Below are 23,060 nucleotides of genomic sequence, written 5' to 3' on the forward strand. Positions count from 1 at the left end.
TTACTCCGATACTAAGACATAAGTGATTTTCACAGAAAAACGCCGGATAAAGTATTGATCAAAAAATGACTTGTCGTTTTGTGTGCCATGGGCGGTCGCTCCAATGCGCCGGCAGCATCGGGCAAGCCGTATGAGACGGGATCGAGATAAACGGATGAAGGCAAGGCCGTTTCGCATGTCGCGGAGCGGTCCTTTTTCGGCCATAAAAGCCTCCTCGAAAGAAGGACCGGGATGGATTCCCGCGAGGAAGCTCTTCTAATAGAAGCAGGCGGAGTCGGGAAAACTACCTGTACATCAGCTTTGACGAGGAGGAAAAAACATGTGGAGGTGCCCGTACTGTGGCGAAGCGAAGGGTCAACCCTTCGCCGACAGCCAACTGCAGGGGATGCTCTGTCTCAACCCGGAGTGCGGCAGGTTTGACTCGGCCGAGGACAGCCAGGAAGCTTTGTACGAGTGGGATTCTTCGGATTTTTAGGCGCCAGTGCGGCGTCTTTTTCTCTTTATGCTTTGCTGAATCACCGGTTGTTTGGTTACAATAGGAAGAGAAAACCAGCGGAAGGGAGTTGGAAGGTAATGGCAGCACCAGCTAAAGAGATCTCGTTTCAATCTTCCCAGGTTAACGGGTTGAATCTGCATATCATGCCGACAGAGAAATTTAAGACGACGACCATCGTGGTCATGATAGAGCAAGAGCTGTCACAGGCGTACGTGACGAAAACAGCGCTGCTGGCTCACGTCCTGAAACGGGCGACAGCCCGCTTTCCCGATACCAGGAAGCTAAGCGAACACCTGGATATGCTTTACGGGGCCATTTTTGATATAGATGTCGTGAAAAAAGGGGAACGCCAAATTCTTCAGGTCTACTTGGAAGTGCCCAATGAAAAGTACCTGTCGGATTCAGTCCCGCTGCTGGAACAAGCGTTTCAATTCGCCGGAGAGGTCCTGGTCCATCCGTATCTGGAAAATCATGCATTTTCGGAGAAATACCTGAATACGGAGAAAGAGTCGCTGCGGAAGCGGATTGAAAGCCTCATCGACGATAAAATGAGGTACGCAAATCAACGTATCACGGAAGAGATGTTCAAAGACGAGCCGTTCAGCCTGTTGGTCTACGGCAGGCGCGAGGATCTCGCCGCGATAGACGGAGCCGGCTTGTACCGATACTATCAGGAACTGCTGTCGCGCAATCCGATCGACGTCTTTGTCGTCGGCGACGTGGAGAGCGCACAGATTCAGGAATACGTCAAGGCACACGTCAAGCCGGAGCGCCGTCAACCTGTCACACTGCCCCCGGCCAATGCGCAAAAAGATGTGCAGCAGGTGCGGGAGGTGGTTGACCGGCTCGACGTCAGTCAAGGCAAGCTGAATATCGGCTGCCGGACACATGTCACGTATAAAGATGACGACTATCCGGCCTTGCAGGTCTGCAACGGCATCCTCGGCGGGTTTCCCCACTCCAAGCTGTTTATCAACGTGCGCGAGAAGGCGAGTCTGGCCTACTACGCCGTATCCCGTCTGGAGAGCCACAAGGGCGTGCTGATGATGATGTCGGGGATTGACGTGGCCAATTACGAGCGGGCCGTATCGATCATGAAAGAGCAGCTGGAGCAGGTGAAAGCAGGAAAGATCAGCGATGAAGAGCTAAACCTGACGAAGGCGACGCTGACGAATCAATTCCGTGAACTCCTCGACAGCGCTCGGATGATGATCGATTTTACCTATAACGGACTCCTCAGCGGGCGAAAACGGCTGCTGACAGAGATGCTGCAGGCGTTTGCCGACACCACTCTGGAGGATGTAAAGCGGGTGGCGGACAAGATCCAGTTGGATACCATTTACCTGCTGCGGGACCGAAAGGAGAGTGTGTAACGTGCAAACGACGACGTTTCAACAGGTGAACGAGACTCTTTACTCGGAGCAGCTGCCGAACGGTTTGAAAGTCTACCTGCTGCCGAAAATGGGATTCGGCAAAACCTACGCCGTTTTCACTACGCGGTACGGTTCGATTGACAGCCACTTTCGCATCTCGGGCGGGGCAGAGGTGCACGTGCCCGACGGAATCGCCCATTTTTTGGAGCACAAGATGTTCGATAAGCAGGACCGCGATGTCTTTCAGGACTTTTCTCGCAACGGCGCCTCCTGCAATGCCTTCACAACATTTAATCGGACGGCGTACCTGTTTTCCTGCACCGATCTGGTGGAAGAGAACCTTAACATCCTGCTCGACTTCGTCCAGGAGCCGTATTTTACGGAACAAAGCGTGGAGAAAGAGAAAGGCATCATCGGCCAGGAGATTCGCATGTACGATGACAATCCGGACTGGAAGGTGTACACGAGCCTGCTCAAGGCGATGTATCGGGAACACCCGGTGCGGATCGAAATTGCCGGGACGGTTGAGTCAATTGCCAAAATAACCAAAGATACCCTGTACCAATGCTATGAGACGTTTTACCATCCCAGCAACATGATCTTGTTTGTGGTCGGTTCGTTTGACCCGGAGGCAATCATGCAGGCAGTGCGCAAAAATCAGGCGGGCAAGTCATTTTCTTCGCCGGCGCCCAAAATCGAGCGGTTTTTTCCGCAGGAACCGGCGGCATTGGCCCAAAAGCAGGTGGAAAATCACCTGGCTGTCGGGCTGCCGAAATGCATGATCGGCTTCAAGGACGCACACGTCGGGCTGAGCGGTGAAGCGCTGCTGCGCCGGGAGATGACCACCAAGCTTCTGCTGGATATCCTGTTTGGCACGAGTTCCGCCCTGTATCAAAAACTGTATGAGGCCGGACTGATCACGGAGAGCTTCGATTACGACTACACGTGTGAACAGGATTACGCCTACTCCCTCGTGGGCGGGGACACGCCGGATCCCGAACGGCTGAAAGAGATGATCCAGCAAGAGATCAGCCATTACCTGCAAACAGGCATTGCCCAGGACGAATTTGAACGGAGCAAGCGGAAGAAGATAGGTCACTTCCTCCGTTCGCTCAACTCGATTGAGTACATCGCCAACCAGTTTACCAGTTATACGTTTAACGGCACCGACTTGTTTGCGGTGCTGCCGGTACTCGAGTCGATCACGCTGCAAGAAGTAACGGAGCGGATGGGCGAGCACCTTCGGTTTGACCAGATGGCAGTCTCGATTGTCCGTTCGGCTGCGAACAGGGAGTAGGAAGCTGTCATGCGAGGAGAAACGATGTGGGGGCTTGTTACGGGAGCGTCCGGCGAGCTTGGTCAGGCGGTCAGCATCGCTTTGGCCAAGCGGGGCATCCCGCTGTATCTGCATTATCACCTGGCGGGCGATAAACTGCAGGGGATCCTGCGCCTGGCAAGCGAGCTTGGGGTGCCGGCATACCCGCTCCAAGCAGATTTGCGGGACCCTCAGCAGGTGCACCGCATGTTTGGACAAATGCCGGTAAAACCGCTCTTGTTGGTAAACAATGCCGCGGTCGATCACGTCGGGCTGATCCACGATGTGACACCAGAGCAGTTTGACAATTTGGTGCACATCAACGTGCGGGCTCCGTTCTTCGTGACACAAGCCGCCCTGCCGGCGATGATTCAGGCGAAGTACGGCCGGATTGTCAACCTGTCGTCGATCTGGGGCTTGACGGGCAGTGCCTGTGAGGTGCTGTACTCCACGACCAAAGGGGCCGTCCTGGCGTTTACCAAGGCGCTCGCCAAGGAACTGGCTCCCAGCGGAATCAGCGTCAACGCCATTGCTCCGGGAGCGATCGAGGGGGGGATGATGAACCGCTTCTCCCCCGAGGATGTGCAGGAGATCGTGGAGGCGATTCCGGCAGGCAGGCTTGGCCGGCCGGAGGAGGTAGCGTCGCTCGCCGTCTATTTGTTGTCGCCGGAAGCAGGATACATCACCGGTCAGGTGATCAGTCCGAACGGCGGCTGGTATACCTGAGTTTGGCGACGGAATGCAGAGGAAAAAAACGTATATTTTTGCGTTCCCGATGGCACTCTAATCCTATCAGGGCAAACAGCCCGAAGGTACTAACTCGAGGAGGGAACGTTCGATGTCGGTTCTAGACAACTTTTCTGACTGGAAACAATTTCTGGGTGAACGCCTTGGATCAGCCAAAGAAGCAGGAATGGAAAACGAAACGGTTCACAATGTGGCCTTTCAGATAGGAGATTATCTTGCTGAACAGGTTCAGCCCAAAAACGAGCAGGAGCGTCTGCTCAAAGAGCTTTGGGAAGTGGGCAACGAGGAGCAAAAGCGTGCGCTTGCTTCCATGATGGTAAAACTCGTGCAAAAATAAGGGTAACAATGGAAAATCCCCAATAGCGGGGATTTTTTTACGTTCACCCTTTGTCGGCTCGCTCACAGATGGTATACTGATAGGGATATTTATCACGTGAGAGAGGGAGTCACTCGTGGATATAAAAGATAAAAAAGAGTGGTACATCGAGTACGAAATCCAGAGAGACCGGCCCGGTCTGCTGGGGGATTTGGCTTCGATGCTGGGGATGCTCAATATCAATATCACCACGATCAATGGTGTTGAAAATAATCGCCGCGGCATGTTGGTCATGGCTGATGATGACGAAAAAATAGAGGTTCTCCGCAATATTATCCATAAAGTGGACAATATAACCATAACAAGGCTTCGCCCCCCGACGATGCTGGACCGTCTCGCTGTCCGCCACGGACGCTACATCGCTCGTGACACAGAAGACAAGAAGACGTTCCGGTTTATTCGTGACGAACTGGGGTTATTGGTTGATTTTATGGCTGAAATATTTAAGAAAGAAGGCAATCAGCTGGTCGGCATCCGGGGCATGCCCCGCGTCGGCAAAACCGAGTCCATGATTGCGGCCAGCGTCTCGGCGAACAAACGCTGGACCTTTATCTCTTCGACACTGCTGCGCCAGACAGTCCGCAGTACCTTGGCAGTTGATGAAATGTCTACTGATCATGTATATTTAATTGATGGGATCGTCTCAACACTTCGCTCTACCGAACGGCATCACAGCCTGCTCCGGGAGATCATGAATTTCCCGGCAGCCAAGGTTGTGGAACACCCTGATATTTTCGTCAGGGAATCGGAGTACGAACTGGATGATTTTCAGTATATTATTGAACTCCGTCACCACCCCGATGAGGAGATCACCTATGAAATGCTCAACAATCAGGCGTTAAATGATTTTGACGTGACGTAAGGAGGGAACAGTGTGTCTGAACTGGGCCAGGTGCTGCAAAGAGCCAGGGAGGAAAAGGGAATATCACTCGACGAAATCCAGACGGTCACGAAAATCCAACGACGTTACCTGGAGGCCATAGAGAGAGGACATTTTCACGTTCTTCCCGGTCATTTCTATGCTCGTGCCTTCATAAAAAGCTATGCGGAAGCTGTTGGGCTCGATGCCAACCAGGTCTTGTCCCACTTCCAAACCGATCTGCCGGCACAACCGCCGCAAGAGCAATTGGAAAGGCTGCGGCGCCGCCGTGCCACTGTCGCCAAAACGCCGCTGCAAACGGGAAAATGGTTGACCCAGTCTTTGGTGGTGCTGTTTATCGTACTGGTCTCCGCGCTGATCTACTCGTATGCAGCCAAACACGATGGCGGGCTTCAGACACCATCTGGCACGGCTGTCTCTCCATCAGGGGTAGACACAGTTGAAGGATCAACGCCGCCGCCCGTTCCTCCGCCTGCTGCGCCCACTCCGTCCGGTTCCGATTCGCTCCCTGCCAATGAGGCGGCTGGCGGCGGCATGGTACCGGGCGGCGGCACGAGTCCAGACGGCACGACTTCAGGCGGCAGCACGCCGCCGGCTGAGACCGGCTCCCAGCAGACCGGGATTACACCGGTTTCCCAGAACGGCTCCGTCTACAGCTTTGCGCTGCAGCAAGCAGACAAGCTCTCGATTCATCTGAAAACGTCGAATGGCAGATGCTGGGTGGAAGTATATCGGGCAAAGAACGGGAAGAAAGTAGCCGCCTTGATGATGGAACTGGGACAGGAGCAGAACTACGAACTGGAAAAATCCGCTTACATCAAATTGGGCGACCCGAAAGCAGTTGAACTTACGGTTAATGGGCAGGTTGTCCCGACAGCAAATATGGAACACTACCCATCCTTTGTCGAGCTGAAAGTTGAATAGGCAACCGGCTCCGGATCAGACAAGCGGAATGTTTTCCGCTTGTCTTTAGTTTTTGACACTGCTCTGGGCGATATATTATACTGTTTAAGTGTACATTGGGCAGGTGTGACTAATTGGAGGAAAGAGAATGGCAGAAAAAGCTTCCGCGCGAGAAAAAGTAGCAATCGTGACATTGGGTTGCGAAAAAAATCTCGTAGACTCGGATATGATGGCTCACTTGATCGACGAGAAAGGATACGAACTGGTGGACGATCCAGAGCAGGCTACTGTTGTGATCGTAAATACCTGTGGTTTTATTGATGCCGCCAAGGAAGAGTCGGTCAACAAGATATTGGATATGGCGGATCTAAAAGAGTCTGGCAAGGTAAAGTCGCTGGTAGTGGCCGGGTGCCTCACGCAGCGTTATAAAGAAGATATCCTGCAAGAAATTCCCGAAGTGGACGGAATTGTGGGAACAGGCGACTTCATGTCGATTACCGATATCATCGAAGAGTCATTGGTGGGAAAAAGGCCCGTACGTATAGGCAATCCGGTATTTTCCTACGAACAGGTGATCAAGCGCAAAGTCAAAACCGGCACCTACTCCGCGTATATCAAAATCGCCGAAGGTTGTGACAACGCTTGTACTTTCTGCAGCATTCCGATGATGCGCGGCGCATTCCGCAGCCGTTCGATCGAATCGATCATCGAAGAAGCGAGGCACCTCGCTTCACAAGGGGTTGTGGAAATCAGTCTGATTGCGCAGGACTCCACCAACTACGGGACGGACCTGTACGACGGCAAACACATGCTGGCGGAGCTGTTGAACCGTCTGTCCGAGGTGGAGGGAATTGAATGGATTCGCCTTCATTACGCTTACCCCGGTTTCTTCACCGATGAACTGATCGACGTTTTCGCCAGCAACCCCAAGGTTTGCAAATACATTGACATGCCTTTGCAGCACTCGGAAGATGCGATTTTAAAACGCATGCGCCGTCCCGGCCGCCAGCGCGACATTCGCGAGCTGGTCAGCAAAATCCGGGCAGCGGTACCCGATGTTGCGCTGCGGACTTCCCTCATCGTCGGCTTCCCGGGCGAGACTGAACAGGATTTTCAGAATCTGTGCGAGTTCGTCAAAGAGATCAAATTTGACCGCCTGGGTGTTTTCACTTATTCGAGTGAAGACGACACGCCGGCTTCCAGACTACCGGATCACGTAGACGAAGAGACCAAAGAGAGACGGGCAAATCAGATCATGGAAATCCAAAGGGAGATCTCCCGGCAGCAGAATGACCGTTTTGTCGGCAAGGAACTGGATGTCTTGATCGAGCGTTACGAAGGGAAGAGTGATATCTTCGTTGGACGCACCGGATTTGACGCCCCGGAAATTGATGGAGAAGTCTTTGTCTCCGGTTATAAAGGCGAACTGGGCAAAATTGTGAAAGTGAGGATCACCCATTCGTATGAGTACGATTTAGCCGGGGAGGTTTTGTAGGTGAATCTTGCCAATCGCATCACTTTGGCGCGAATTTTTCTTGTACCCGTCGTGATGTTTTTTTTGCTGGTCCGCTACAATTTTGGCACCTTTACCGTCGGCAGCATCAGCATGACCTACAATGAGGTGATTGCCGCATTGGTCTTTATACTGGCTGCCAGTACGGACGGATTGGACGGGTACATCGCACGCAAGAAGAAAATCGTAACCAATCTCGGGAAATTTCTCGACCCGCTTGCGGATAAATTGCTGATTTCCGCGGCCCTGATTTCACTTGTGGAAATGCACCGGTTGGAGGCTTGGATCGCGATTGTCATCATCAGCCGCGAATTTGCCGTGACCGGTCTGCGCCTGGTGGCTGCTGCGGAAGGTCAGGTCATCGCTGCCAGTGCACTCGGCAAGTTAAAGACGTGGGTGCAAATCGTCGCGATTGTCGCGCTGATGATTCGCAACTTCCCCTTCGAACCTTTTCACATCCCGTTTGACGTCATTGCCTCTTGGGCGATGGTTGTCATCACGCTTTATTCCGGTTATGACTACTTTGCGAAAAATCGCAATGTCATTCACTACTCCTGATTGCAGGCATATTTGGCAGTGGAATAGGAAGGATACAGATGAGAGCGGAAATTGTAGCTGTTGGAACCGAACTGTTACTGGGGCAAATCGCCAACACCAATGCTCAGTTTTTATCGCAGAAATTGGCTGAGCTGGGGATACACGTTTATTTTCACACGGTTGTTGGCGATAATTACGAACGACTTATGCAAGCGATCAAGCTTGCAGCCAGCCGTTCCGACGTGGTTATTTTTACCGGAGGGTTGGGCCCCACCCAGGATGATTTGACGAAAGAGGCGGTAGCCGACTTTGTCGGACGCAGATTAGTCACGGACGAGCTGGCGCTTTCGCGCATTCAGGCCTTCTTTGTCAAACGGGGAATTCCCATGACGGAAAACAACCGCAAACAGGCATTGGTGATCGAAGCGAGCACCGTTTTTAACAACGACCACGGCATGGCTCCAGGCATGGGCTTGACCGCTTCGGGCAAGACATTTATTCTCCTGCCCGGACCTCCTAGCGAGATGCGCCCGATGACAGTGGACTACGTCATGCCGTTTCTGGCCAAGCTGCAACCGGAAAAACAAGTCTTTCACTCCCGTGTGCTTTGCTTCTTCGGGATCGGCGAGTCAGCCCTGGAAGACAAATTGTCTGACCTCATCCAACAACAAACGAACCCTACCATTGCTCCCTATGCGAAAGAATTTGAAGTAACTTGTCGTATCACTGCCCGGGCCGCTTCCGGAGTTTTGGCAGAGAGTTTGATTGCGCCCGTCGAGGCTGCCATTCGCCAGCGGGTAGGCGAGTTCATCTACGCCGTCGGTGAGACCTCCCTGCATGAGGTGCTGATCGCCGAACTGCGGAAGCGGCAGGAGACAATAGCCTGTGCGGAAAGCTGCACAGGAGGATCGATCGCCTCGATGCTCACTTCTGTTCCGGGCAGCTCCGAAGCATTTCGCGGAGGTGTCGTTTGCTACAGCAACGAGACGAAGCGGGACCTCTTGGGGGTGCCGGCAAGGGTGTTAGAGCATGACGGTGCGGTAAGTGAAGCGGCCGCAAGATACCTGGCTGAGAACGTCAGACAAAAATTGGGCACGACGTACGGCGTCTCCGTTACCGGGATTGCCGGTCCCGGGACCGTGGAAGGAAAGCCCGTTGGTCTCGTCTACATCGGACTGGCTGCAGAGGGGATGCCGACGGTTGTGCAACAGCTTCAATTGGCGGGACAGCGCCGGGCGATCGTCGGGCGTTCTGCCAAACACGCAATGTTTTACACGCTTCAACGCTTAAAAGAAAGGTGACCAAGATGACGAATTTTACTGATTTTGCGCTACATAAAAACATCATGCAATCGATTCACGACATGGGGTTTGAAGAACCGTCCCCGATTCAGGCGGCGTGCATCCCGCGGATTCTGACCGGCGTCGACCTGATCGGCCAGGCCCAGACAGGTACGGGGAAAACGGCCGCTTTCGGCATTCCCCTGATCGAAAAAGTGACGACAGCCAATACCATCCAGGCGATCGTGCTCACACCTACCCGCGAGCTGGCGATTCAGGTGTCGGGTGAACTGCGGCGGATCGCGAAGTACAAGCGCATCCGCACGCTTCCGATCTACGGCGGGCAGTCGATCAGCCACCAAATTCGCGCGCTCAAACAGGGCGTTCAGGTCGTAATCGGTACGCCAGGCCGCGTGCTGGACCACCTTCGCCGCAAGACGCTGCGGCTGGACAACGTGACGATGCTGGTCCTCGACGAAGCGGACGAGATGCTTGACATGGGCTTTATCGAGGATATCGAGACGATTATCAGCCACCTGAACGAAGACCGTCAGACACTGCTCTTCTCGGCGACGATGCCGGCCGAGATCAAACGCCTCGCTACCCGTTACATGAAAAATCCGGAAACAGTCACTGTCAGCCGCGAAGAAGTGACAGCCCCGCTGATCGAGCAAGTCTATTACAAGATGTTTGAGCGAAACAAGCTGGACAGCCTGTGCCGCATCCTCGACAGCGAGGACGTCGAGCTGGGCATTATCTTTTGCCGTACCAAACGCGGCGTGGACGAGCTGACGGAGGCCCTGCAGGCGCGCGGATACCTCGCCGACGGTTTGCACGGCGACTTGTCGCAGGCTCAGCGCGACAAAGTGATGAAAGCCTTCCGCGAGGGAACGATTGAGTTCCTGATCGCGACGGACGTAGCCGCCCGCGGCATCGATGTGGGCAATGTGACCCACGTCATCAACTACGACATCCCGCAGGATCCCGAGAGCTACGTGCACCGCATCGGCCGTACCGGGCGTGCAGGCCGCAAGGGGATTGCGATGACGCTGGTGACGCCGCGCGAGATGAGACAGATGATGATCATCCAGAAACAGACAAAAGCGGCGATCGTCTCCCGCAATGTTCCCACACTCGAAGAAGTGGCCGAACGGAAGCAGGAACAGCTGCGTGAACAGTTAATCAACCTGATCGAAAGCGATGGAATCGCCGAAATGTACGAGAAGGTCGCACAAAGCCTTGCTGCCGACTACTCGCCAGAGCAAATCGCTGCTGCGGCGCTTCACCTCGCCTTCCACAACGAAATCGGGGACGGTACTGAGGCGGAAGTGTACGACTTCGGCGAAACCGGTGCGGCCAAAGGCATGGTTCGCTTCTTCCTCAACGTCGGACGAAACGCGAATGTCAAACCGCAGGATCTGGTTCGGGAAATATCCGAATCGGTTGGCATTCCCGGCAAAGCAGTCGGCCGGATCGACATCTTCGAAAACTTTACGTTTGTCGAAGTGCCGGAGGAGGTCGCTCCATTCGTCTACGAGGCGCTTCGCCAGACCCGCATCAACGGCAAACGAATCAACCTGGAACCGGCGAAACCGCGCAATAAAAGGTAACACACTGCCCTTTAAGGCCAACAAAGGGAAAGAGAGCCGCTTGTATCGCAACCAGATGCAGGTGGCTTTTTTTCAGGAAAGACGTTATGCGAATGTTTGTTCGCAAAAAATACTTGGCAAGTGCTTCTATCTCGATGTATGATGATTACAGGTAACCAAACGAAGTGAAAGGGAGTGTCAGTATTGTCTGATCGTCGCGCGGCTTTGGAAAACGCATTACGGCAAATAGAGAAACAATTCGGAAAAGGCTCCATAATGAAATTGGGTGACATGGGAACGATGCAGGTTTCCACCGTGTCCAGCGGGGCATTGGCGCTTGATATCGCTTTGGGAGTAGGAGGTTTTCCCCGCGGCCGGATTATTGAGATATACGGGCCGGAGTCTTCCGGTAAGACGACGGTTGCGCTTCACGCCATTGCCGAAGTGCAAAAACAGGGCGGACAAGCGGCATTTATCGACGCGGAGCACGCTCTCGATCCGGTCTATGCCTCCAAGCTGGGCGTTAACATTGAGGATCTTCTGCTCTCGCAGCCTGACACTGGCGAACAAGCCCTGGAGATCGCGGAAGCGCTTGTTCGTTCCGGTGCTGTCGACATCATCGTCGTGGACTCGGTTGCGGCGCTCGTTCCGAAAGCGGAGATCGAGGGAGAGATGGGGGATTCCCACGTGGGCCTGCAGGCTCGCCTGATGTCCCAAGCGCTGCGCAAACTGTCCGGAGCCATCAACAAGTCAAAGACAATCGCGATCTTTATCAACCAGCTGCGCGAGAAAGTAGGCGTCATGTTCGGAAATCCGGAAACCACTCCCGGGGGCCGGGCGCTCAAATTCTATGCCAGCGTGCGCTTGGATGTGCGGAAGGCGGAGAGCATCAAGTCAGGCAATGACGTCGTCGGCAGCAAGACGAAGATCAAAGTGGTCAAAAACAAGGTAGCTCCGCCGTTTAAAACGGCAGAGGTGGATATCATGTACGGCGAGGGAATTTCCCGTGAAGGCAGCATTTTGGACATCGGCGCCGAGATTGATGTCGTAGCCAAGAGCGGCGCCTGGTATTCGTTTAACGACGAGCGGCTGGGCCAGGGGCGTGAGAACGCCAAGCTCTTCCTGAAGGAAAACCCGGAGATCGCCAGCCAAATCGAGGCAAAAGTGCGCGAATACTACAGCCTCAACCCGAGTGCGGTGCCGCAGTCTGATGATGCGGTCATGGATCCGGAGCAAGAGGAAGAGCCGGTTTTTGATTTTGAATAAGCAGTCAACCACAGCAGCCTGTCGTCGTCCGACAGGCTGCAGCACTGTACCAGACCCGGGAGAGGAGTAGGGCGATGAAGAGCGGCCAGGTTACCGCCATCTATCAAGACAAAAAAAACAGGCACCGCTACCAGGTATACATCGATGATGAGTTTGCCTTCGACGTCCATGAAGACATTCTGATCAAATACCACTTATTAAAGGGCACCTATATCGATGAAACAGTGGGACGGGAGGTCCTTCAGGCGGAAGAATGCCATAAGGCGTACTTGCTGGCTCTTCGCTACCTGGGAATGCGCCCCCGGACAACCTATCAGCTGGAACAGTACCTGGTGCAAAAAGGATTTTCCGAGGAGGTCGCGAGCCAGACCAGCAGCAGGTGTGCCGCTCAGGGCTATCTGAACGATGAAACCTTCGCCAGGCAGTGGGTAGCGGAACGCCTGCGCAATAACCCGCGCGGGAAGTACGCCTTGCGGATGGAGCTCAAACAAAAAGGGCTTCCGCACGAGATGATAGGCGGCGCCCTCGGAGAGGTAAAACAAGAGGAAGAATTGGAGGCGGCGCGGAAGTTTGCAGAAAAAAGGCTGAGGCATGAAGTGCTGCCGCTGGACCGGTCAAAAGAACAGAAGCTGCTGGCAGCCCTGCTGCGTCGGGGATTTACCCCTGCCACGGTGCAGACGCTGCGCCGGGAACTGCGGGAAGGCCGATTTTCGCCGGAGTAGGGCTGGATATAACAGAATCATCGGCGGCTGTCTTTGCCCTGGCGGTGCCCGGGTGCTTCTTGACAAGTCTTGTTATCAAATAATAAAATAGGTTTGTGTTATGAGGTGTATCATACTTTTTCGCTATTTCTTTTGCTAATTCGCAGTGGAAAAACTGAACAACCGCGCAGCACTGCGTGGATTCAGCGGACCGAGTAGCATCGGTCTTGTTTTTTAGGCTTCCCCTCTGACTTTGGAAGCAAGTGTTTGTACCTGACGAATAGACACTCGTTTCTTGACACAACACGAAATTCGCAGGGTGATGACTGGAAATTGAATGCTTAGAAAGCGGGGAGATGTCACACGCCAAGGAGGTGAAAAAAGCACGATTATGGGTACAATATTAAATCCGATTACATTGATATTGCTCATCGTTGTTCTGGTGGCAGGTTTTATCGCCGGTTACTTCGTTCGCAGGTCGATTGCGGAAGCGAAGATCTCCAGTGCGGAAGAGGCCGCCAAGCAAATCGTCGAAGAAGCCAAGCGCGACGCGGAAGCGGTCAAGAAAGAGAAGGTCCTGGAAGCGAAAGACGAAGTTCACAAGCTTCGCACGGAGGCAGAACAGGAGCTGCGCGACAGGCGCAATGAAATACAGCGTCAGGAGCGACGCATTCTTCAAAAGGAAGAAACGCTCGACCGCAAGCTGGAGCAGCTGGAACGCAAGGAAATAGACCTGGCGGAACGAGACAAGTCGATCACAGAACTGAAAGCAAGCGTTGAGCAATTATATAAAGACCAAGTAGCCGAACTGGAACGGATTTCCGGTTTGACCCAGGAAGAAGCGAAGGCAATTATCCTATCGAATGTGGAGAACGAGGTTCGTCACGAGATGGCTGTCATGATCAGGGAAATTGAGACCCAGGCGAAGGAAGATGCCGAGAAGAAGGCGCGCGAAATCATCACGACGGCCATTCAGCGCTGTGCTGCCGATCACGTAGCCGAGACGACCGTGTCGGTTGTGACGCTGCCCAACGATGAGATGAAGGGCCGCATTATCGGACGTGAAGGCCGCAATATCCGCGCGCTTGAGACGTTGACGGGAATCGACCTGATCATTGACGACACACCGGAAGCCGTCATTCTCTCAGGCTTTGACCCCATCCGTCGCGAGATCGCCAAAACCGCTCTCGATAAACTCGTTGCCGACGGCCGGATTCATCCCGCCAGAATTGAAGAGATGGTCGATAAGGCCCGCCGTGAAGTGGATGAGCGGATTCGCGAATACGGGGAACAGGCTACTTTTGAAACGGACGTTCACGGCTTGCATCCCGACCTGATCAAGATCTTGGGACGCCTGCGATACCGTACCAGCTATGGGCAAAACGTGTTGAAACACTCGATGGAAGTAGCCCATCTGGCCGGCCTGATGGCGGCGGAGATGAACGAAGATGTGAAGCTGGCGAAACGCGCCGGATTGTTACATGATATTGGCAAGGCGATTGACCATGAAGTGGAAGGTTCTCACGTTGAAATAGGCGTAGAATTAGCGAAGAAATACGGAGAGCACCCCGTAGTGATCAACAGTATCGCCTCCCACCACGGTGATACGGAACCGACGTCCGTCATCTCGATGCTGGTAGGCGCTGCAGACGCACTCTCGGCAGCCAGACCCGGTGCTCGGCGCGAGACACTTGAGACCTACATCAAACGGCTGGAGAAGCTCGAAGAGATCTCCGAATCGTTTGAGGGCGTTGAGAGGTCTTATGCCATTCAAGCAGGACGCGAAGTACGCGTCATGGTGCAGCCGGAAAAAATCGACGACGCTGAAGCCGTTCGATTGGCGCGAGAGATCACAAAACGAATTGAAAATGAACTCGATTATCCTGGCCACATCAAAGTCACCGTTATTCGGGAGACAAGGGCCGTCGAGTATGCAAAATAAAGTGGCAGATACTGCCACTTTATTTTAGTCTCATAGCAGAAGGACAGGAGGCGGTTTGAATGCGACTGCTTTTTCTCGGTGACATTGTCGGCTCGCCCGGCAGGAACATGGTAATGGAATACCTGCCGCGGCTGAGGCTAAAATACCAGCCCGATCTGATTGTCGTCAATGCTGAAAACGCTGCGCATGGACGAGGAATCACGGAAAAGATTGCAAAAGAATTGTATGAGCACGGAGTTCACGCGATTACACTCGGGAATCACACCTGGGACAACAAGGAAGTTTTTTCATTTATCGATGACGAGCAGCGGATCGTCCGTCCTGCCAATTTCCCTGCCGGTACGCCCGGAACCGGACTCACATTTGTAAAAACGGCGGCAGGCGAAGCGGCGATCATCAACCTGCAGGGGAGAACGTTTTTACCGCCGCTGGATTGTCCGTTTGTCACCGCCGATCAGCTGATTGAACAGGCAAAGAAGCGAACCAAGTTCATCTTTGTCGATTTCCACGCGGAAGTAACCTCGGAAAAGCAGGCGATGGGCTGGTATCTCGACGGCCGGATCAGCGCCATGGTCGGGACCCACACTCACGTTCAGACGGGTGACGAGCGTATCCTGCCCAAGGGAACGGGCTACATCACCGACGCAGGTATGTGCGGTCCGCGAGACGGCATCTTGGGCATGGAGAGGGATACGGTCATCAAGAAGTTTTTGACACAGCTGCCAGTACGCTTTGAGGTGGCAGACGGGCAGACACAGATAAACGGTGTTTTGTTTACCCTTGACAAATCCACTGGCTATACCCGCAAGGTCGAAAGAATCCGCATTGACGCAGACCACCCGTTTATGGAATAATATGATTAGATCGGAATTTTGCGAATAATTGCTGTCCGAACAGGAATTTTTAGGGGTTAAGTGCATATCATTCTATTGATGGTAGATATTCTATCAGACGGGAGGTTCAAGAAGGATGGAAGTATTAAAAGTTTCAGCAAAGTCCAACCCCAACTCTGTCGCAGGTGCCCTTGCAGGAGTGCTTCGCGAGCGCGGAGCGGCTGAAATTCAAGCCATTGGGGCTGGGGCGCTTAACCAAGCTGTGAAAGCAGTAGCGATTGCACGAGGGTTTGTAGCGCCTAGTGGAGTCGATCTTATTTGCATTCCGGCCTTTACAGACATTGTCATTGACGGAGAAGAGCGGACAGCAATCAAATTAATCGTAGAACCCAGATGATGGAATTGTAGACCGAGTGAACATGCCTGTTTGTTCGTTGAATGAACAGGTTTTTTCATGTTTATTTTTACAATAGAGCGGGGAATGGATATGAAAGTAATCGATACACATTGTGATGCACTTTTAAAATTGTGGGAAAACCGCGACCTGACTTTCGGGAAGGAAGACCAACGTCTGCACGTAAGCCGGCCCGAAATGGAACAAGGCGATGTCCAGCTTCAGGTGTTTGCGGTATTTGTTCCGATGAACGTTCCCCCCGGGCGCCGGTTTCACGCTGCGTTGGAAATGGCCATGCTGTTTCACGAACAGGTGGTCGGTTCCGGATTGCAGCCTGTCTACGGCAAACAGGATATCGACGAAGTGATGAACGGCAATCGCCGCGGCGCCATGCTGTTCCTGGAAGGGGCCCATCCGTTGGAAGGGAGCCTCACGTATCTGCAAACTCTGTACCGCCTAGGCGTCAGGGGCATGGGGCTTACCTGGAATTTCCGCACAGAGGCAGCTGACGGCTGCGAGGAGCCGCGCCCAAGCGGATTGTCTCTGTTCGGCAGACAAGTGATCAAGGAAATGAATCGATTGGGAATGATGATCGACGTATCCCATCTGGCAGAACCGGGATTTTGGGACGTCATGGAGCTTTCCGAGTCCAGCGTGATCGCCTCGCATTCCAATACGATGGAATATTGTTCTCACAAAAGGAACCTTACCGATGAGCAAATTAGGGCATTAATAAAGAAGGAGAGCGTTATCGGCTTGTCCTTTGTGCCGTTCTTTAATACAAGCGAAAAGCGAACCGTCTGGATCGACGATCTGCTGAGGCACCTCGATCACGTCTGCTCGCTCGGCGGTGCGGATCACGTCGGCTTTGGTTCAGATTTTGACGGGATCGACAAGACTTTTGGCGACCTCAGCTCTGCCGGCAAATACCAGCTTTTGGTCGAAGAATTGTTAAAGCGGTACTCAGAAGCGGAAGTAAGGAAATTCATGTACGAAAACTGGTTGCGCGTTTTTAAAAGCGTGTTACAATAGGAGATGTAAAACATTAATGTACCTGGTACATTCAAAGATCAATTCCAATAGTAATTCTAGTGAAAGCACTTGCAATTTTGAATAGCTAGGACTACAATTGGTAAAGCTCATACACATTTTGTTGTTTCCCTCTGGGTGCAAGCAGCAGAATGGACGCCTTTCACAGTCGCTAAAGGAGTGGAATTACATGATTAGTCAACTTTCATGGAAAGTTGGAGGACAGCAAGGGGAAGGTATCGAAAGTACTGGTGAAATCTTCTCCACAGCAATGAACCGTATGGGTTATTACCTGTATGGCTATCGTCACTTCTCTTCCCGGATCAAGGGGGGGCATACCAACAACAAAATCCGCGTCAGTACCAAGCCGATGCGGGCTGTATCCGATGTTCTCGACATTCTGGTGGCGTTCGACCAAGAGACGATCGACTTGAATGCTCACGAACTTCGCGAAGGCGGCATCATCATCGCAGACGCCAAGTTTAATCCGACTCTTCCGGAGGGGCTTAAACCTGTACGTCTGTTTGTAGTGCCGTTGACACAAATTGCTGATGAACTTGGTACGTCTCTGATGAAAAACATGGTATCAATCGGGGCGACTAGTGCGATATTGGGAATACCGGTAGAAAACTTCCGTAATATTGTGGAGGATATGTTCCTGCGCAAAGGGGAAAAAGTGGTTGAAAAGAATATGGAAGCCATTTCCCGCGGTGCGGAATTCGTCGCTGGCTTGACCGGCGGGCAATTGCCGGAATTCCAATTGGAAAAAGCCGACGGCAAAAAACGTCTGTTCATGATCGGCAACGACGCCATTGGCTTGGGCTGTCTCGCCGCTGGTGTCCGTTTCATGCCGGCCTATCCGATCACCCCTGCTTCCGAGATTATGGAATACTTGATTAAAAAATTGCCGAAATTTGGCGGTACCGTCATTCAGACCGAAGATGAGCTTGCCGCTATCACGATGGCAATCGGCGCAAGCTACGGCGGCATTCGTACGCTGACAGCCTCTGCAGGTCCCGGTCTGTCCCTGATGATGGAAGCGATCGGCCTTGCCGGTATGACGGAGACGCCAGTAGTCATCGTCGATACGCAGCGGGGCGGTCCGTCCACCGGATTGCCGACCAAGATTGAGCAGTCCGACATCAATGCGATGATCCACGGAACCCACGGGGAAATTCCGAAAGTCGTCATGGCTCCTTCTACTGTCGAAGAATGCTTCTACGATACGGTTGAGGCCTTTAACATCGCGGAAGAGTACCAGGTACCTGTCATTATGCTGACGGACATTGCGCTGTCGCTTGGCAAGCAAACTGTAGAGCCGCTTGATTTCAGCCGGGTTGAGATCCGCCGCGGCAAGCTTTTGGCTGGCCAGGAGCTTCCGGAAATCGGTCCGGACGAACAGTTCAAACGCTATGAGCTGACGGAAGACGGAATCTCTCCGCGGCCGATCCCTGGTCAAAAGTACGGCTTGCACCACGTAACTGGCGTTGAGCACAGCGAGATCGGACGACCAAACGAAGGTCCGAAAAACCACGTTGACCAGATGAACAAGCGTTTGCGCAAACTTGACAACCTGGTGAAGAAATTCCCGAACCCTGTCGTGATGAACGCTCCGCACCAAAATCCTGACGTGCTTGTACTGGGCATCAACTCTACAGGCGGCACGATCGAGGAAGCGAGAGAGCGGCTTGAGGCGGAAGGCATCTCGGTCAACCACGGCCAAATCCGCCTGCTGCATCCGTTCCCGACAGAGGTCATCAAACCTTTGGTGGAAAGCGCAAAACAGGTAATCGTCGTGGAACACAACGCAACTGCGCAGATCGCAAATCTGCTGAAGCTGCATGTGGGCAACGCCGACAAGATTGAATCTGTATTGAAATACGACGGAAATCCGTTCTTGCCGTCTGATGTTTATAATGGAATTAAGGGGCTGATCAAACATGGCGACGTTCAAAGAGTTTCGCAATAATGTTAAGCCAAACTGGTGCCCAGGCTGTGGCGACTTTACCGTACAAGCTTCGATTCAGCGTGCAGCTGCAAACGTAGGTCTTGAACCGGAACAGTTGGCGGTTGTATCGGGAATCGGTTGTTCTGGACGTATCTCTGGATACGTGAACTGCTACGGGTTCCACGGCGTTCACGGACGCGCACTGCCGATTGCGCAAGGCCTGAAAATGGCCAACCGGGAACTGACGGTTATCGCTGCCGGCGGTGACGGCGACGGTTTTGCCATCGGGATGGGACATACGATCCACGCGATTCGCCGCAACATGGATATTACCTATATCGTAATGGACAACCAAATCTACGGCTTGACCAAAGGACAAACCTCTCCGCGTTCGGCGGCCGGGTTTGTCACCAAATCGACGCCGGCGGGATCGATCGAATCGGCTGTTACACCGGTTGAACTGGCGCTGTCGGCCGGAGCAACCTTCGTTGCCCAATCTTTCTCCAGCGACTTGAAAGGTTTGACTGACTTGATCGAAAGAGGGATCAAACACAAAGGCTTCTCCCTGATCAACGTCTTCAGCCCGTGTGTCACCTATAACAAGATCAACACGTACGACTGGTTCAAGGAAAACATCGTACCGGTTGAGAGCATCGAAGGGTATGATCCGCATGACCGGATCAAGGCGATGTCTTATTCGATGGCGAATAAAGGCATGCTCACTGGATTGATTTACCAAGACACAGAGCAGCCGTCGTATGAGGCGCTTGTTCCCGGTTTTAAGGAACAAGGGTTGGCAAACCAAGATATTCGCTTGTCTGCTGAAGAGTTCGATAAATTGATGGCTGAGTTCGCGTAACCTCAGCTTCCGGACGCCTCCGTATTGCGGGGGCGTTTTTTTCTTACAGGATAATCTTAATACTTGTACCTCCACTGGCGAACGGCCAGCATCAGCAAAAAGAAGACGACAATCTGCCCGAAAAGCGGGTACAATAAAGTGAGCAGACTGGAAAATCCAACAAAGCTGATCAGGTAACTGATCCCCAATATGCCGAGCAGCACAAGAGAAGGGGAGACGGGGACCCATCGATTCATTTGCTGGGCAAGACCGAATACGTTGGCAACCAATGAAGAGAATACCTCAGCGTATACGAGCAGGGCGAAGGCAATGGAGATGCCTTTTCCCACACCGGATAACATGTAGATATTGGGCATTTCCGCCAGCAGGACGTTGGGCAAGTGCACTTGCATGGAACAGTACGAGAGAAAAAGCAAAAGTCCAATCCCCAATCCGCCGAGCAGCCCACCGATAATCAAGGGTCGCTCGCTTTTGCTTTCCTTGCCGATCGGGACGAGCACGGCTTGGGTGAGGCAGACATTGAGCGCTACATAGTACAAGGGGGATTTTAACCAGATCCACGGTTTGATCACCTCGAGGATGAAGGAGTCGCCCTCGGCTATCCGCCACGGCTGGTTGTAGAGAAAGACAAACAGTGTAAACAAGATGAGGGTGGGAACGAACAGGCTGTTTACAGAGTGGATGCCTTTTAATCCGTTGGCTGCAACCAGAAAGATACAGACCATGCTAAACCAAATGCCAATCTGTGCGGAAACCTGGAAGGTTTCGACGAAGACGGCACCGCTGGCCGCCAGCAAAACGGAAGTCGTTCCCAGCATGACGGCGATCAGGACGATGTTAAAGAGGGTACCGAGCGCCTTGCCGAACAGATACGTGCTGACCTGATGATAGGAGCTTGCCTGCAGACGGTGGGCGATCAGCATCACCTGCACGCCGCTCCAGGAAAAGAGCAAAGCTGCCAGGAAGATCCCGATCAGTCCCTGTGTGCCGTATTGCACGAAAAACTCGATAATCTCCCGTCCGGATGCAAAGCCGGCGCCGACCACTGTTCCGATATAGGTAGAAGCAATTTGCAAGCTTTGTTTCCATGTGCTTGGCATGTTTGGCCTCCTGCCTCTTGTCCCTTATTACTCCCATCTTATGACCAGGTATTGCCATTCATGCACCTGACCCAGAATGAGTAGACAACCGATAGTGAACCAGCATGTGCAGACAGCGGTCTGCACGTAACCGGGAAGGAGAGAAGAAGATGTTTCCAAATGTACTGGAAGTGGCAAGACAATTGATCCGCGAACGGGTCAGTCCGGGCGAGACAGTCATTGATGCGACGATGGGCAACGGCAACGATACCTTGTTTCTGGCCCAACTGGTCGGCGAAACGGGCCTTGTTATCGCATATGACATCCAGCAGGAGGCCATCGAAAAGACAAGGCTGCGGCTGGAGCGTGAAGGCGTCCTGGCCCGCGTCCAGCTTCACATGGAAAGTCATGAAAAGATCAGCGAGGTTGAAGCGAAGGTAGGTGCCGTCATGTTTAACCTCGGCTACCTTCCAGGGGGAGACAAGCGCGTTACGACAGAGGCAGAGAGCACGATCCGGGCTATCGGGGCCGGCTTGGAGTCACTCCGGCCCGGCGGCGTCATGACAGTCGTCGTCTATTGGGGGCATTCAGCCGGAAAAGTGGAAAAAGAAGCCGTGGAAAACTACTGTCGGACGCTGGATCAAACCAAGTACCTCGTCTTGAGATACCAATACCTGAACCAGCAAAACCAGGCCCCCTTTTTGCTGGCAATCGAATGTCGGTAGGCGCAGCTGACGTTTCCCGGGGAAGCGCACAAAGCGACAAAAACAGAGACAAAAAATAGGCACTCTTTTGCTATGCATGCAACATACCCTGTAACAAGCAGTCAATATTCCTTCTATCTTTGGTGCAAGAGGGGAATCAATGTGAAAAACATCGGTGTTATGCTCGATTGGAAGGTGCTGCAGCTGGCTTTGGCGGGAAAGCAGACTTATGAGCGGCTCAGCTACTACAAGCTGATAGGCGAAAAATTAGGGCTTGAGCCTATTTTTTTTCATCCTTGCCAGGCCAACTTGAAAACCAGGGAAGTAAGAGGGCTTGTTCTCGTGAGAGGCCGGTTGGTCCGCAAAAAAGTAAAAATTCCAAGAGTGATCCATAACCGCGTGTTGGAAGGAAACCCGCGTACGAAGCAGATAATCCGCAAGTTAGGGACGATTGGACGGGTGTATAACGGCCTCGTTGTGCGGAACAAGTGGAAAGTCTACAGATTGTTGCACAGCAATCCCGCATTGCGCCCCCATCTTCCAATCTCGAGAACATACACATGGAATGGACTCATGGATCTTCTCAACCACTACCAGGTTGTCTACCTGAAACCGGTCATTGGTTCGGTTGGCCAAGGAGTCGTTCGGATAGAACGCAGCGGCCCTGCATTCCTTTGGACGTCTTCGTCGATCCAGCAGAAACCGTTTCTCCGAAGCGCTTTTCGCCAACAGGTGGGAAAATGGGTGGGGAACCGCAGATTTCTCATCCAGCAGGGGATAAAACTGGCGCTGTACAAGGGAAGAACGTTTGACATTCGGGTATCGATACAGAAAAATGGGAAGCGCTTGTGGTCGGTTTCGGGAATGGTAGCCAAGCTGGCAAACCGATATAACAAACTCAGCAACCTGGCGCAGGGAGGAAGTGCCGAAAAGCTCGACACGGTCCTGCTTTCGCTGTTTTCTGAGGCGGAAGTCAGGAAGATCAAATTGGACATCGCCAAAGTTGGCATTCTCATAGCCAAACAGCTTGAATTGACCAGCCCTTCACTCGCCGATATCGGTATTGACATGGGCATTGACCTCGAAGGGAACCCTTACTTGATTGAGGTGAACGTACGGGATCAGCGTTATTCTTTCTTTAAAGCGGGTGAGTTGGGCATGTTCAGGAAGACCTACCAAACCCCTTTGGAGTACGGGAAAAGCTTGTTGGAGTGCAGGCCGATCTCACAGCCGCTTCTGCATGCGCATTCGCTGGATGATGACGAGAGCCCTTCACTGTAGCCGGATAAGTAAAAA

Annotated in this window: 23 protein-coding genes; 21 read left to right on the forward strand and 2 right to left on the reverse strand. The window is 53.0% G+C overall.

From position 1 onward, the window contains the following. Complete coding sequence (locus HGBM_RS00690; protein WP_019119182.1) at positions 1-204, reverse strand: hypothetical protein; 204 nt, start codon at positions 202-204, stop codon at positions 1-3. 115 nt (positions 205-319) lie between these two features. Here HGBM_RS00690 and HGBM_RS31005 point away from each other — a divergent pair, with 115 nt between their 5' ends. The 19 genes from HGBM_RS31005 (at position 320) to HGBM_RS00785 (ending at position 19,981) form a co-directional block, all read left to right on the forward strand. Then, positions 320-475: a hypothetical protein gene (locus HGBM_RS31005; RefSeq protein WP_019119183.1), complete on the forward strand. Its 156-nt coding sequence runs from the start codon at positions 320-322 to the stop codon at positions 473-475. 98 nt (positions 476-573) lie between these two features. Then, positions 574-1,869 (forward strand): EF-P 5-aminopentanol modification-associated protein YfmF, encoded by a 1,296-nt coding sequence (gene yfmF / locus HGBM_RS00700; RefSeq protein ID WP_019119184.1) that lies wholly within the window; start codon positions 574-576, stop codon positions 1,867-1,869. 1 nt (position 1,870) lies between these two features. Next, positions 1,871-3,166 carry an EF-P 5-aminopentanol modification-associated protein YfmH gene (gene yfmH, locus HGBM_RS00705; protein ID WP_019119185.1) on the forward strand — a complete coding sequence of 432 codons (1,296 nt, stop codon included), beginning with the start codon at positions 1,871-1,873 and terminating at the stop codon, positions 3,164-3,166. Between the two features lie 9 nt (positions 3,167-3,175). Then, positions 3,176-3,910: an elongation factor P 5-aminopentanone reductase gene (gene ymfI / locus HGBM_RS00710; protein WP_026074106.1), complete on the forward strand. Its 735-nt coding sequence runs from the start codon at positions 3,176-3,178 to the stop codon at positions 3,908-3,910. A 112-nt stretch (positions 3,911-4,022) separates the two neighbouring features. Further along, positions 4,023-4,268, forward strand: coding sequence for a DUF3243 domain-containing protein (locus HGBM_RS00715; protein ID WP_019119187.1), 246 nt, complete (start codon positions 4,023-4,025; stop codon positions 4,266-4,268). Positions 4,269-4,389: 121 nt separating this feature from the next. Beyond that, positions 4,390-5,169 carry a YmfK family protein gene (locus tag HGBM_RS00720; protein WP_026074107.1) on the forward strand — a complete coding sequence of 260 codons (780 nt, stop codon included), beginning with the start codon at positions 4,390-4,392 and terminating at the stop codon, positions 5,167-5,169. 12 nt (positions 5,170-5,181) lie between these two features. Then, positions 5,182-6,111 (forward strand): helix-turn-helix domain-containing protein, encoded by a 930-nt coding sequence (locus tag HGBM_RS00725; protein WP_019119189.1) that lies wholly within the window; start codon positions 5,182-5,184, stop codon positions 6,109-6,111. Between the two features lie 127 nt (positions 6,112-6,238). Further along, the gene (gene rimO / locus HGBM_RS00730) at positions 6,239-7,585 is read left to right on the forward strand and encodes a 30S ribosomal protein S12 methylthiotransferase RimO (RefSeq protein WP_019119190.1); all 1,347 of its coding nucleotides are present in this window, start codon (positions 6,239-6,241) and stop codon (positions 7,583-7,585) included. Beyond that, positions 7,586-8,161, forward strand: a complete 576-nt coding sequence (gene pgsA, locus HGBM_RS00735) for a CDP-diacylglycerol--glycerol-3-phosphate 3-phosphatidyltransferase (RefSeq protein WP_019119191.1) — start codon at positions 7,586-7,588, stop codon at positions 8,159-8,161. It abuts the gene before it with no gap. A gap of 38 nt (positions 8,162-8,199) precedes the next feature. After that, entirely contained in the window at positions 8,200-9,441 is a 1,242-nt protein-coding gene (locus tag HGBM_RS00740) for a competence/damage-inducible protein A (RefSeq protein WP_019119192.1), read from the forward strand. Positions 9,442-9,446: 5 nt separating this feature from the next. Continuing rightward, positions 9,447-11,030 carry a DEAD/DEAH box helicase gene (locus HGBM_RS00745; protein ID WP_019119193.1) on the forward strand — a complete coding sequence of 528 codons (1,584 nt, stop codon included), beginning with the start codon at positions 9,447-9,449 and terminating at the stop codon, positions 11,028-11,030. A gap of 183 nt (positions 11,031-11,213) precedes the next feature. After that, positions 11,214-12,275, forward strand: a complete 1,062-nt coding sequence (gene recA / locus HGBM_RS00750; protein WP_019119194.1) for a recombinase RecA — start codon at positions 11,214-11,216, stop codon at positions 12,273-12,275. Between the two features lie 74 nt (positions 12,276-12,349). Further along, positions 12,350-12,997 carry a RecX family transcriptional regulator gene (locus HGBM_RS00755; protein WP_019119195.1) on the forward strand — a complete coding sequence of 216 codons (648 nt, stop codon included), beginning with the start codon at positions 12,350-12,352 and terminating at the stop codon, positions 12,995-12,997. 370 nt (positions 12,998-13,367) lie between these two features. Continuing rightward, positions 13,368-14,918, forward strand: coding sequence for a ribonuclease Y (gene rny / locus HGBM_RS00760; protein ID WP_019119196.1), 1,551 nt, complete (start codon positions 13,368-13,370; stop codon positions 14,916-14,918). A gap of 59 nt (positions 14,919-14,977) precedes the next feature. Then, positions 14,978-15,772 (forward strand): TIGR00282 family metallophosphoesterase, encoded by a 795-nt coding sequence (locus HGBM_RS00765; RefSeq protein WP_019119197.1) that lies wholly within the window; start codon positions 14,978-14,980, stop codon positions 15,770-15,772. 115 nt (positions 15,773-15,887) lie between these two features. Next, entirely contained in the window at positions 15,888-16,148 is a 261-nt protein-coding gene (gene spoVS, locus HGBM_RS00770; RefSeq protein ID WP_003385776.1) for a stage V sporulation protein SpoVS, read from the forward strand. A gap of 90 nt (positions 16,149-16,238) precedes the next feature. Beyond that, positions 16,239-17,177, forward strand: coding sequence for a dipeptidase (locus HGBM_RS00775; protein WP_019119198.1), 939 nt, complete (start codon positions 16,239-16,241; stop codon positions 17,175-17,177). 187 nt (positions 17,178-17,364) lie between these two features. Beyond that, positions 17,365-19,143 (forward strand): 2-oxoacid:acceptor oxidoreductase subunit alpha, encoded by a 1,779-nt coding sequence (locus tag HGBM_RS00780; RefSeq protein ID WP_019119199.1) that lies wholly within the window; start codon positions 17,365-17,367, stop codon positions 19,141-19,143. Beyond that, positions 19,115-19,981, forward strand: a complete 867-nt coding sequence (locus tag HGBM_RS00785; RefSeq protein WP_019119200.1) for a 2-oxoacid:ferredoxin oxidoreductase subunit beta — start codon at positions 19,115-19,117, stop codon at positions 19,979-19,981. The genes HGBM_RS00780 and HGBM_RS00785 overlap by 29 nt, the downstream gene beginning before the upstream one ends. Positions 19,982-20,037: 56 nt before the next feature. Here HGBM_RS00785 and HGBM_RS00790 read toward each other — a convergent pair whose 3' ends face one another. Beyond that, positions 20,038-21,081 carry a YkvI family membrane protein gene (locus tag HGBM_RS00790; protein WP_019119201.1) on the reverse strand — a complete coding sequence of 348 codons (1,044 nt, stop codon included), beginning with the start codon at positions 21,079-21,081 and terminating at the stop codon, positions 20,038-20,040. Positions 21,082-21,230: 149 nt separating this feature from the next. On the opposite strand from HGBM_RS00790, the gene mnmM reads away from it, so the two are divergent. After that, a complete protein-coding gene (mnmM, locus tag HGBM_RS00795; RefSeq protein ID WP_019119202.1) occupies positions 21,231-21,785 on the forward strand; it encodes a tRNA 5-(aminomethyl)-2-thiouridylate-methyltransferase MnmM in 555 nt (184 codons plus the stop codon). Positions 21,786-21,926: 141 nt separating this feature from the next. After that, entirely contained in the window at positions 21,927-23,045 is a 1,119-nt protein-coding gene (locus HGBM_RS00800) for a YheC/YheD family endospore coat-associated protein (RefSeq protein WP_019119203.1), read from the forward strand. Positions 23,046-23,060 lie beyond the last annotated feature (15 nt).

The sequence above is a fragment of the Brevibacillus massiliensis genome, assembly GCF_000311785.1.
Classification (GTDB): Bacteria; Bacillota; Bacilli; order Brevibacillales; family Brevibacillaceae; genus Brevibacillus_C; species Brevibacillus_C massiliensis.